At 33.8% G+C, this 12098-nt stretch carries 13 protein-coding genes; 9 read left to right on the top strand and 4 right to left on the bottom strand.

Annotation, left to right across the window (positions count from 1 at the left end; translation table 11 throughout):
* Positions 1-85: 85 nt before the first annotated feature.
* Genes ASG22_RS03685 through ASG22_RS03675 form a run of 3 tightly spaced genes read left to right on the top strand, consistent with a single transcriptional unit; the run spans position 86 to position 3972 of the window.
* A complete protein-coding gene (locus ASG22_RS03685; RefSeq protein WP_055980772.1) occupies positions 86-1099 on the top strand; it encodes an NAD-dependent epimerase/dehydratase family protein in 1014 nt (337 codons plus the stop codon).
* On the top strand, positions 1096-2865 hold the full coding sequence (locus ASG22_RS03680) for an AMP-dependent synthetase/ligase (protein ID WP_055980768.1): 1770 nt from the start codon (positions 1096-1098) through the stop codon (positions 2863-2865). The genes ASG22_RS03685 and ASG22_RS03680 overlap by 4 nt, the downstream gene beginning before the upstream one ends.
* A 48-nt stretch (positions 2866-2913) precedes the next feature.
* Positions 2914-3972, top strand: coding sequence for a diphosphomevalonate/mevalonate 3,5-bisphosphate decarboxylase family protein (locus ASG22_RS03675; protein WP_055980765.1), 1059 nt, complete (start codon positions 2914-2916; stop codon positions 3970-3972).
* 96 nt (positions 3973-4068) lie between these two features.
* On the opposite strand, the gene ASG22_RS03670 is transcribed toward ASG22_RS03675, so the two are convergent.
* The gene (locus ASG22_RS03670; protein WP_238586848.1) at positions 4069-4950 is read right to left on the bottom strand and encodes an endonuclease/exonuclease/phosphatase family protein; all 882 of its coding nucleotides are present in this window, start codon (positions 4948-4950) and stop codon (positions 4069-4071) included.
* 340 nt (positions 4951-5290) lie between these two features.
* Between ASG22_RS03670 and ASG22_RS03665 the strand changes: the two genes are divergently transcribed.
* From ASG22_RS03665 to bla, 4 genes are read left to right on the top strand one after another with little or no spacing between them, the layout of a single operon-like run.
* A complete protein-coding gene (locus tag ASG22_RS03665; protein WP_055980758.1) occupies positions 5291-5734 on the top strand; it encodes a nuclear transport factor 2 family protein in 444 nt (147 codons plus the stop codon).
* Positions 5734-6666, top strand: coding sequence for a hypothetical protein (locus tag ASG22_RS03660; RefSeq protein ID WP_055980756.1), 933 nt, complete (start codon positions 5734-5736; stop codon positions 6664-6666). The genes ASG22_RS03665 and ASG22_RS03660 overlap by 1 nt, the downstream gene beginning before the upstream one ends.
* A gap of 2 nt (positions 6667-6668) precedes the next feature.
* A complete protein-coding gene (locus ASG22_RS03655; RefSeq protein WP_055980753.1) occupies positions 6669-7046 on the top strand; it encodes a VOC family protein in 378 nt (125 codons plus the stop codon).
* A gap of 20 nt (positions 7047-7066) precedes the next feature.
* Positions 7067-7927 carry a subclass B3 metallo-beta-lactamase gene (bla, locus tag ASG22_RS03650; protein ID WP_055980750.1) on the top strand — a complete coding sequence of 287 codons (861 nt, stop codon included), beginning with the start codon at positions 7067-7069 and terminating at the stop codon, positions 7925-7927.
* A gap of 11 nt (positions 7928-7938) precedes the next feature.
* Here bla and ASG22_RS03645 read toward each other — a convergent pair whose 3' ends face one another.
* Together ASG22_RS03645 and ASG22_RS03640 are read right to left on the bottom strand one after the other, a co-directional pair.
* The gene (locus tag ASG22_RS03645) at positions 7939-8322 is read right to left on the bottom strand and encodes a DUF1634 domain-containing protein (protein ID WP_055980747.1); all 384 of its coding nucleotides are present in this window, start codon (positions 8320-8322) and stop codon (positions 7939-7941) included.
* On the bottom strand, positions 8319-9149 hold the full coding sequence (locus ASG22_RS03640) for a sulfite exporter TauE/SafE family protein (protein ID WP_055980744.1): 831 nt from the start codon (positions 9147-9149) through the stop codon (positions 8319-8321). Before ASG22_RS03640 ends, ASG22_RS03645 begins: the two co-directional genes overlap by 4 nt.
* 85 nt (positions 9150-9234) lie before the next feature.
* Here ASG22_RS03640 and ASG22_RS03635 point away from each other — a divergent pair, with 85 nt between their 5' ends.
* Positions 9235-9786 carry a DUF1543 domain-containing protein gene (locus tag ASG22_RS03635; protein WP_055980742.1) on the top strand — a complete coding sequence of 184 codons (552 nt, stop codon included), beginning with the start codon at positions 9235-9237 and terminating at the stop codon, positions 9784-9786.
* A 32-nt stretch (positions 9787-9818) separates the two neighbouring features.
* Positions 9819-10931, top strand: coding sequence for a 5-(carboxyamino)imidazole ribonucleotide synthase (locus ASG22_RS03630; protein WP_055980739.1), 1113 nt, complete (start codon positions 9819-9821; stop codon positions 10929-10931).
* Between the two features lie 195 nt (positions 10932-11126).
* Here ASG22_RS03630 and ASG22_RS03625 read toward each other — a convergent pair whose 3' ends face one another.
* Complete coding sequence (locus ASG22_RS03625) at positions 11127-12032, bottom strand: DMT family transporter (RefSeq protein ID WP_055980737.1); 906 nt, start codon at positions 12030-12032, stop codon at positions 11127-11129.
* Between the last annotated feature and the right edge of the window lie 66 nt (positions 12033-12098).

The raw sequence follows: 12098 nt of genomic DNA, 5'->3' as shown, positions 1-12098 counted from the left end.
AAATTGAATTCTCCTTTAAAAATCGCAAATTTGCATAACGTAGAATATTATCATAATTTAGTCAGCAATCAAGTAAGTATAATTGATGGTTTTTGTAACGGGAGCAACCGGAATTTTGGGCAGAATAATCGTTTTAGAACTTCTGAAAAAGGGAAAAACGGTTCGTGCAGCAAAGAGACCGACAAGCAATTTAAACGAAGTAAGGCATTCCTATAAATTTTATACGGAGAATCCCGACGATTTTTTTAATAAAATTGAATGGGTTGATGTAGATTTCAATGATGTTAATGCTATTCAGGATATTTTGAAAGATGTTGAAGAAGTATATCACTGTGCTGCAAAAGTGAGTTTTCATCCTCACGATGAAAAGGAAATGTATCGCACAAATATAAAAGGAACAGAAAATCTGTTGTATTCTTGTGAAGGTTCTGAAGTTAAAAAATTTCTTCACGTAAGTTCGATCGCTGTACTTGATAATTTTAACGAAAAAGGAGAATTAGATGAAGAATCTGATTTTAATCCAAAACTGGAACATTCTGCCTATTCATTATCAAAACATCTTTCAGAAATGGAAGCGTGGAGAGCTTCTGCAGAAGGTTTAAATGTAACAATCGTAAATCCGGGGATGATTATCGGAAGTGGAAACTGGGGAAACAGCAGCGGAGATATTTTTCCTACTTTTGAAAAGAATGGATTCACATTTTCGGGCGGAACAAGTTACGTTGATGTACGAGATGTAGCGAAAATTTCTATCGAACTAATGGAAGAAAATATTTTCGGAGAACGTTTTATTATTGTTGCTGAAAATAAAGGGTACGCAGAATTAGGAAGGCAGATCAGATCAAAATTAGGGTTGAAAGAAGCTAAAATCCTATCCAAATTTCAATTAAACTTAGGAAGATGGGCAAATATTTTGTTCGGATGGTTAATTCCCAAATTAAGAATGATTACAAAAACAAACATTGAGTCTATTTCTACGCTCAACGTAATTTCCAACCAGAAAATTAAAGACAAATTAGATTATCAGTTTATTTCTGTTTCAGAAAGTATTGATTTTCATTTGAATAATTATATTAACGATAAAAAGTTGAAGAAATGAATCTTGCAGAGGCAATTATCAAAAAAAATGTAGAAAAACATGCTTTAAAATCTGCAATTGGATTTAAAAAGAAAGATGCAGGATGGAAAGAATTAAGCTGGCAAAAATTTAGTGAAATCATTTCCAAAACGGCAAATGCGCTGAAAGATGCTGGAATTCAGGAAAATGATAAAGTCGCAATTTATTCGGAAAACTCTTCCGAATGGATGATTTTTGATTTGGCGGCGCTTTCAATCGGTGCTATTACAGTTCCGATTTATTCGACTAATAATGCTGAACAGGCAGAATATATCATCAAGGATTCCGGGGCAAAAATTATTTTGGTCGGAGATCAGGCTCAGTATGATGCTTCTTTGGAAATTTTGAAAAATGAAGAAAATAATCTTGAAACGATTATTGTTTCTAAAAAAGCAGTTTGGATCAAAAAAGAATTCAGCAGTTTTTACTTAGAGGATTTCATTGCAAAATCATCTGCAGAACTTGAGTTTTGCAAAAAAGAATTTGATGATATTGCTACCTTAATTTATACTTCCGGAACGACAGGAACGCCAAAAGGAGTGATGTTAACACACGGAAATTTTATCAAGGCTTTCGATGCTCACTTTGAATTTTTTAAGTTTAAAAATTTTGAAGAAGAACTTTCACTGGCATTTTTACCTTTAACTCATGTTTTCGAAAGAAGCTGGAGTTTGCTTTGTCTGTATGGTGGTGCAAGAGTGTATTTCCTTGAAGATCCTAAAAATATCGCTAAAACACTAGAAGAAGTGAAACCGACGATGATGTGTGCTGTTCCGAGATTTTTCCAGAAAGTGTACGCCGGAGTTTTGGAAAAAGCCAAAGAAGGTTCATCATTCAAGAAAAAAATCTTCGATTGGGCAATAGAAATTGGAAAACAGGTTGCAGAATTAAAAAGAAAAGAACAGTCAGTTCCTTTTGGATTGATGGTGAAACATTCGGTTGCCGATGCATTGGTTTTCAATAAAGTGAAAGAAAAAATGGGCGGAAGACTTTGGTTTATGCCTTGTGGTGGCGCCTCAGTTTCGCCGGATGTTACGCAATTGTTTGAAGCAATGGGGCTTCATATCACTGTTGGTTACGGTCTGACGGAAACTACGGCAACTTTGACAGCCTTTCCTTTGAAGAATTTTGAACATGGAACTTGCGGTCTTCCTTTACCAAGCGTTGAAATTCGTATCGGTGAAAATGATGAAATTCAGGCAAAAGGAGACGGAATCATGAAAGGATATTACAACAGACCTGAAGAAACACAAAAAGTTTTCACGGAAGATGGCTGGTTTAAAACCGGTGATGCCGGAAAATTTGATGAAAAAGGAAATCTGATTATTACAGACCGAATCAAGGATTTAATGAAAACCTCTAACGGAAAATATATTGCTCCGCAACAGATTGAAAATATTTTAACAAATAATAATTTCATTAACCAGATTGTATTAATTGCTGAGGGAAAACAGTTTGTTTCGGCGTTAATAGTTCCTAATTTTGAGTTTTTGGAAGAATTTATCAAGAAAAATAATATTCAGTTTACCAATTGGGAAGAAATCGTTAAAAATGAAAAAGTAAACGATTTTTATAAGGATAAAATTAAAGAATTACAAAGTCATTTGTCGGATTTTGAAAAGGTGAAAAAATTTACTTTGATGTCTTCAGATTTTGATATTAATTCAGGAGAAATTACTCCGACATTGAAGGTGAAAAGAAATGTGGTTCTTAAAAAATATGCGGATCTTATTGAGAAGATGTATTAAAACTTTTAAGTTGGAAAAATTAAAGTTTATCATTTTTAAACTAAAACTATGGCAACAACACAGGAATTTTTAGGAAATAACGAATTTACAATAAGTAACCAAACGGTTTCAGAAAGCTGTCCGTCTAATATCGCCCTGATTAAATATTGGGGGAAATATGACAATCAGATTCCGGCAAATCCGAGTATCAGTTATACTTTAAACCATTGTAAAACCAATACTACAATGGAATTTTTTGCTGATGAACCATTTTCTGTGCAGACATTTTTAGCAGATAAGGAAGAAGTGAAATTCGCCGAAAAAATTGAAAAATATTTCAGAAATATCGAACAGTATCTTCCTTGGATTCTGAACGGAAAATATATTATCAGAACCGAAAATACATTTCCTCACAGTTCAGGAATTGCGAGTTCAGCTTCGGGTTTTGGCGCAATAGCAAAATGTCTTGTACATTTAGATGCAACTTTTTCCGGAGAAATTTCTGAAGAAGAATCATTAAGGAAAGCATCTTTCTTGGCAAGATTAGGAAGCGGAAGTGCTTGCCGAAGTTTATACAATGGTTTGGTTGTATGGGGCGAATCTCAGGTGAGAGGAAGTTCAGATTTTTTTGCCGTGCAATATCCAAATGATGAAATTCACGATATTTTCAAGGATTTTAACGACTGGGTTTTATTGATTCACGAAGGTCAAAAAAGTGTTTCTTCTACTGTTGGTCATGGTTTAATGAATACCAATCCTTATGCAGACAGAAGATTTCAGGAGGCGAGAGAAAATTTTGATCCGATGAAAGAAATTTTAGCTAATGGGGATTTACAGGGTTTTATTAAATTAGTGGAACACGAGGCATTAACGCTTCACGCCATGATGATGATCAGCGATCCTGCATTTATTTTAATGAAAACCGGAACATTGGAAGTTATCAATAAGGTTTGGGATTTTAGAAAAGAGACCAATCTGCCTTTATTCTTTACGTTGGATGCAGGAGCAAATGTTCATCTTTTATTTCCAAATGATGGTTCTGAAGAAAAAATTAAATCTTTTATTGAAACCGAATTATTACAGCATACCCAAAATAATGGGGTAGTGAAGGATGTGATGAGGTTTTAATTTGTGAATTTACATATCAATAGGAGCGGGCTTTAGCCCGCTTTTTTTATAATAGAATGCCTTTTAGTCAAAATTTATTAATGAGATCAAAATGCATTAATCCTCAGTCACCACAGCATCCCGATTTCCATCCTCTTCTTTTCCTTCTTCAATCATTTCTTCGGCTTCAGCTTTTTCTTCTTGTGTCGCATGATCAATGCGTTCTTCCTGTTCTTCATTTTCATGATCGATAAAAAATTCACAATAAACAGGAAGGTGATCTGAACCAAAATTTTCAAGCGTCTTTAAATTCTGAATGAAAATATCTTCACTGTGAAACATCAAATCGATCGGGAATCTTAACAAACGGTATTTTGCATGAAAGGTTGAAACAAAAGAATGTCCAATCCTTGGATCAATTAAGTGACTTGTTTTCCTGAATAAAATAGAAGATTTTGACCACGCAACATTATTAAAATCGCCAACAACGATGATTGGTTTTTTAATTTCTAGGATGCGTTTTGCAGTACTCAATAAATCACCGTCTCTCTCTTTGGATGTTTCTTCTTCCGTTGGACTTGGCGGTGGTGGATGAACACCAAAAAAAACAAATGAAAACCCGTCTTTTGTTTTCAAATGAGCTTCAATACTCGGAATATCGTCAGCCACAAAATAATGTGTTTTAGATTCTTTTATTTCGATTTTGGAATAAAAATGCATTCCGTAGGTATTTTCCAGCGTCACTTTATGTTGATACGGATAATCTTTTTCCAAAGGTCGTATTGCTTTTTCCCAATCACCGTTGCTCTCCATGGTAAGGAACATTTCAGGTTGATATTTTTCAATTAACTGGATAAAACGGTCATATTCTTTATTAAACTGATAGACATTGGCAGAAATAAAATGCAGTCTTTCCGAAGATTGGTATTGTTGTGTATATTTTTTAACACGGTAAAGCGGAGTATATTTTACCAGCGTAAAACCGTGATGTACAAACATTATCAACAAAAGACTCTGATAATACCAGAAATTCTCTGAAGAATCAATAAAAAATCCAAAAATAAAAGTAAAAAAGATAAAATATGTAAGCTGTATTTTACCAAATTCAGGAACACGAAAAACCCAGTGAGAATGCTGAATTTTTGGAAGTATGGTTAAAATTAAAAATAATACAGTCAGGACCAGGTAAAATATCCACATATACGATAAAAATAAACGGATAAATTTAATTCAATTTTATAACTTTTCAAACGAATTGATAGGTAAACTTTGTTAATTAATATTGAATTAAAAGTTTAATTTTCTTATTTTTATTTAATCACATGATAAAACGAATTTTATGAACAAAATATTCGCTGTTGCCTTATTGTTGGGAGGTCTTTGTTTCGGACAACAAACTCAAAATACGGAGGTGGAGAAGCCAATCCGTAATTTATTTATTGCCATGAAAAATGTTGATCCTGAATTATTGAAAACGGCTTTTTCAGATACGGCAATTCTCCAAACGATCACTAAGGACGGGGTGAAAAATGAAGATATTAAAGAATTTATTACTTCCATTTCAAAAATGTCAAAAGACGATTTGGATGAAAGAATTACTATTGATGCCATTCATATTGACGGAAATTTAGCAAGTGTTTTTACGCCATATTCTTTTTATTTTAAAGGGAAATTTTCTCATTGTGGAGCGAACAGTTTTCAGTTGATAAAGCAAAATGGTGAATGGAAAATTCAATATTTAATTGATACAAGAAGAAAGGAAAACTGCAAAGAAATCAAATAATGAGAAATAAAAATTTAATTTTAAATTATGTTTTTTTAATCTGTGTGATCATTTTATTTTTGAATGATCATATTTTTAAATTCCAGTATACAAGCTGGTTTACGGGAAAATTATCTGATGTTGTCGGAATTATTTTGTTTCCGATGCTTTTGACTTATTTATTTCCTAAATTTAAACATAATTCTGTTTTTATAGCCGGATTGTTTTTCATTTTCTGGAAATCATCTTTTTCTGAGAATTTTATTAAGCTATATAATATCGTTTCTCCAATCTCAATTCACAGAGTTGTAGATTACTCAGATTTACTGGTTTTATCTCTATTACCGATTCCTTATTTGTTGATTAAAAATATCAGGATTTTAGAACAATTTAGTTTAAAAAAAATCAATGCTTTTGCGGTTTTATTACCCACAATATTGGTTTTAATGTCTACATCACAAACGAGGACTTATACTTATTCTCCCGAAACCGGAGCATTGACTTTCAGAGATGTTCAATTTGAAATTAAAAAAACAAAAGAGGAGTTATTGAAAGAAATTCAGGATCAGAATCTTGTCTTGGTGAAAGATACGGCGTTCATTTTGGAATCTGCAAGGTACGAAGTTTCGAGCATGGGAAAACTTGACCAGACAGCTTTGGAAAAGGGAGGTGATATTTTTAAAATAGACAATGCAGATTTGAAAGATGTTTTATTAAAAGAAATTGAAAGAAGTTCAGACTATAAAATTCAAGAAATTAAAATAGGAGATAGAACGATCAAAAATCTTAGTTTTTCTATAAAACCTGCACTGATGAAAATGAGTCCTAAAAAGTTCAGCCAGATCGTTGTTCATAGCGCAGAAATTGATAAAAATCTTGACAATGATAAAGTAGGAGAAAGGCTTAAAGAAATCTATCAGAGTATTATTACCAGTAAATTTAAACATTTTTAAAAATGAAAATCCATCATATAGCAATCATTTGCTCAGATTACCAAGTTTCTAAGAAATTTTATACAGAAATGTTGGGGCTAAATATTATCCGTGAAGTGTATCGTGAAGAAAGACAATCTTATAAACTTGATCTTGCCATCGGAGATCATTACGTCATCGAATTGTTTTCCTTCCCCGATCCACCGCCAAGACCATCCAGACCTGAATCTTGCGGTTTAAGGCATTTGGCTTTTTCAGTGGAAAATATTAATGAAAAACGTGAAGAATTAATTCAAAAAGGGGTAAACTGCGAAGAAATAAGAATTGATGAATTCACAGGAAAAGAATTTTTCTTTACCCAAGATCCTGATCAGTTGCCGTTAGAATTTTATGAAATGTGAAAATAAATTAACTTTTAAAAATGAAAAAATATATAGCTTTTTTGATTTTAGCTTTGGCGAACTCGCAATTTCACGCTCAAACTGTCAATGAGCCTAAAGATCATCCCGCAAAATGGTCGCAGCCCTATGAACCTTTCAGGGTTGCCGGAAATTTGTATTATGTGGGAACATATGACCTGGCTTCCTATTTAATAGTGACAAACAAAGGTAATATTCTCATCAATACAGGATTGGCAGATTCGCTTCCGATAATCAAAAATAATATAAAGAAGCTTGGTTTTAATTACAAGGATACTAAAATATTATTGCTTACGCAGGCACATTATGATCATTTGGGAGCAATGGCGGCTATAAAAAAGGAGACCGGAGCAAAATTATATGTCGATCAGGCTGATGCTGATGTGCTAAAGAGCGGTGGAAAATCTGATTACGAAATGGGGAAATATGGTGTTACGTTTGCACCGATCAACCCAGATTATATTTTAAAAGATAAAGATTTAATCACTCTTGGAGATACCAAATTAACGATGCTTCATCATCCGGGACATACGAAAGGTTCTTGTAGTTATTTATTTGAAACCAAAGACAGCACGAGGAAATACAAGGTCTTAATTGCCAATATGCCCACCATTATTATTGATAAGAAATTTTCTGAAGTTACATCTTATCCTACGATTCAGAAAGATTATGAATATACATTAAGAGAAATGAAAAAACTGAATTTTGATATTTGGGTGGCTTCCCATGCGAGTCAGTTTGATCTGCACAAAAAGCATCAGCCAAAAGATTCTTATAATCCTGAAGTTTTCAGGAATAAAAAAGAATATATAGACGAAATTGATTCTCTGGAAAAAGAATATCTTGATAAATTAAAAGAATAAAATTAGATCAATTAGTGAGCGTATCCGGTAAAGAAACTCACTGCCATAATTGCCAAAACAATTGAAGAAATGACTACATACACGTAGTCTTTTTCTTTTAAATACCCTATTAAAGCGAAAATAATTCTCATTAAAGGCGTAAAAATTAACAGTAGAATTCCCAGTTGGATGATTGCCATTCCTTCGCCTTTGCAAAGCGTATCCCAAAAATGTCCCCAAACTTTCTCGGAAGAAGTTCCCATGTCAAGAAGTTTGTATTTTTTAGGCATTTTAAAACCTTCCGTGAAAAGTTTGATAAAACCCACCAACGAAGTAATAACTGATAAGATAACGCCCAATCGAAGAAGATTTCCGACAGAACGGTTAAGGTCAGCATCTGTAAAATCCTTTCTCATGAGAAGTTGCTTCTAATACCGTTATACATCATATAAATCGAAAGAATGGTAATAACAATGGCAAAAAATGTCTTTAATTTTTTGGTCTTCGAAACCATTAAAGTCTTAGATCCGATGAAACTTCCAACCACGACACCTACTAAAACCGGTGCAACAATAACAGGAATAATTTCTCCTCTTTGGAAATAAATAAGTGAACTTGCTACTGCCGTTACTCCAATCATGAAATTACTGGTTGTTGTAGAAACCTTGAAAGGAAGTCTCATCATATTATCCATCGCCAAAACCTTCAAAGCACCAGAACCGATTCCCAATAATCCCGACATGGCTCCTGCAAACATCATCATGAAAAATCCAGGAACTGTATTTCTTGCAGAATAGCTTTTTACAACGCCTTTATCAGGGAAAGTGCCGTGAAGTTTTAGCTTATCTTCAAGACTTCCTTTTATGATGGATTCCTGATGATCAGGCTTTCCTTTTAAGTTTAAAATAACCGTTAAAAGAAGAATACTGGCAAAAATAATTCCTATGGTGTTAGGATTTAAAGCTCCTGAAACCAGAGCACCAACAATAGCTCCTGATGTTGTGGCAATTTCCAGAAACATACCGATCCTCATATTCGTGAAACCTTCTTTCACAAAAGCAACTGCTGCACCGGAAGAAGTTCCGATCACGGAGATCAATGATGCGCCGATGGCGTAATGCATGGGAACGCCGAAACCCAGCGTCAATAAAGGAATGATAATAACTCCTCCTCCTAAACCGGTCAGTGAACCCAAAAGTCCTGCCGAAATTGCTCCTAGGAAGAGAATAATGATTTCTGACATGCTACAAATATAAAACTATTGCGTTATTCTGCCAAACGTTTAAAAAAGATAAATTTGATGTATTTTTGCATAAACAAAATTTTAGATGAAATTATTTTATGTAATTCTGGGAGCAACACCGCCCGGAAGAAATATTGAGCAGCATGATGTATTCTTTGGAATTGCAGAAACACTGAAAGATCTTGTAGAAGATATGAAAATGTTCTGGAAAGAAGCGCAGGGAAAAATTCATATCGATTGTTATCAGGAGGTGAAATTTGTAGACGGATATGAGGTACAAATCGTAGAAAGAGGAGAAAATACTTCTGAAGAACAGCTTTATTTCATTAATCTCGGAGGCTACAAAAAGGGGTTTTTTGAAGAGTTCCATGAGCAACATTTGGTTGTTGGAAATTCTATGGGCGATGCTGTAAAGAAAGCAAAATCTACAGAATTTTATAAAAAAATGGGTTTTAAAGGGGCAACCAGTCATATAGATGAAAAATTAGGAGTAGATATCGATGATATTTTTCCGGTAAAGGAAATTTTACCTTCGGAGATAAAGCGTAAATATTCGATTTCATTGGTAAAATCAGAGGCAGAAAATCAGGAAAATTTTGTAAGTCTCGGTTATTTAAAAATTGATAAGGTTCAATAAAAGTAAATCTAATAGAAAAAATAAAAGTAAAAATGAAAATAGGAATTTTAGGAGGAGGACAGCTCGGAAGAATGCTGATTCAGGAAGCATTGAAATATGATGATGAATTTTATACATTAGATCCGGCTTCTGATGCGCCTTGCCACAATATTTCTTACTTTAAACAGGGAAGTTTTAATGATTATGAAACGGTGTTGAATTTCGGTAAAGATAAGGATGTGGTTACGATTGAGATCGAGCATGTAAATGCAGATGCTTTGGCTGAATTGGAAAATCAAGGAATAAAAGTCGTTCCGAATTCTAAAATCATTAAAACTATTCAACAAAAAATACTTCAGAAAGAATTTTATAAAGCTCACGATATTCCAAGCCCTGAATTTGAAGTGATGGACGGAAGTTCTGATGAAATCAAGATGCCTTTTCCTTTCGTACAGAAGCTGAATACAGGGGGATATGACGGAAAAGGGGTTCAGGTGATTCGAACTGCTGAAGACATGAGAAATCTTTGGACGGAGGATTCTGTCATTGAAAAATTAGTTGATATTGATAAAGAGCTTTCTATCATTGTTGCAAGAAATGAGAGTGGAGAAACGAAAATTTTTCCTGTCACTGAGATGGTTGCAGATCCGAAACTTAATTTGTTGGATTTTAATATCTGTCCGGTTTTTCTGGAAGAAAATATTGAAGAACAGGTTAACTCAATAACCGAAAAATTCTTAAATGCCATCAACTCACCGGGACTTTTTGCTATAGAATTATTTTTAGATAAAGAAGGAAAAGTTTGGGTAAATGAAACGGCTCCGAGATTGCACAATTCAGGGCATCAAAGTCAGGAAGGAAATGCTAATTCTCAGTTCGAACAAATGTATCGTGTGGTGAAAAATTTACCTTTGGCAGATACAGATGCTATCATCTACAGTGGAATGTTGAATTTGGTAGGAGCAGAAGGTTTCTCGGGAAAAGTAATTTACGAAGGAATGGAAGAAGTCTTAAGATTACCGGAAACCTACATTCACCTCTACGGAAAAACAGAAACCAAGCCGGGAAGAAAAATGGGACACATTAATGTTTTGGCGGATTCCAGAGAGGAACTCATGGAGAAGCTGGTAATGGTAAAGGCAATGGTGCGAGTGATTGCAGAGTAATTGAATGTTATTATATTGAAAAAGACTGCTTGAGAGGGCAGTCTTTTTTGCTAATATAATTTGTTATGAAAAGACTTGTTTATTAGTTCTTATTCAGATTAAACTACATTTAGATGATGATCCAATTTTATATTTACATACCAAACATGGTGCAACAAAATAGAATTAAACTTATTTTACAAAAATTCTTATTAATCACTCAATTCTCTGCTTTTTAAACATCTCTCTATTATAATTAATCACAAATACTCCAAATATAATCAACACTGCGGCAAAGATAAATTTGGTGGAAATCTGTTCACCTAAGATCAGCCAGCTTAAAAATATGGAAATAATCGTATTGATATATGCCAAAATTGAAACCTGAACCGGAGAAACTTTAGTAAGTGCATAATGAAAAGCAAAAAATGCAGCTACAGAACCAAAAACGGATAAATAAAGCATAGCAGAAATACTCTTCAAGCTCCAGTTTTCAAAATTATAATCTTCTGAAAATATGAAAGCAAAAATAATCTGAACAATTCCCGCAAAAGCAAATTGATAAAATAGGTTCAGAGAAATATTCTGGCTTTGAATATTCAATTTTTTAGTGAAAATCGTTCCTGAAGCCCAGCCCAAAATGGCGATAAAAAGAAAGAAAATTCCCAAAGCATAATCCGGATTTTCCAGATCATTGATTCCGTCCCAGAAAATGAGAATGATTCCGCTAAAACACATAAGAACCCCGGCAAGTGACCGAAAGCTGAACTTTTGCAGACCCAAAGCTAAACTTCCCAAAAAAACAACAATAGGTGAGCAGGCACTTATTAATGATGTTAAGCTGCTGGTCACGTTTTCTTCTGCAACAGTGGTCATTCCGTTGGCGATAATCAACATTAATGTTGAGAAAATTAACTGATATTTCAGATTTTTCCAGCCGATCCATCTGAATTGTTTTCGAGACAGTAAAATCAACAGCATAATAATAGCTGCTAAAAACTGACGGATTCCCGCTACAAACCATGGAGGAATAGTTTCAACGGCAACACGGATGGACAAAAATGTTGTTCCCCATACGATAGCAACAGTACATATGGCGAGTGTAAGTTTATAATTTTTCAAAGTTGTGGCGTGTAATTGGCAAAAATATTAATTTAAAATAAATTCAAAGGTATTGTTTAAAAACTT

This window comes from Chryseobacterium sp. Leaf405 (genome assembly GCF_001425355.1).
Classification (GTDB): domain Bacteria; phylum Bacteroidota; class Bacteroidia; order Flavobacteriales; family Weeksellaceae; genus Chryseobacterium.
This window is presented reverse-complemented; position numbering and strand designations above follow the sequence as displayed.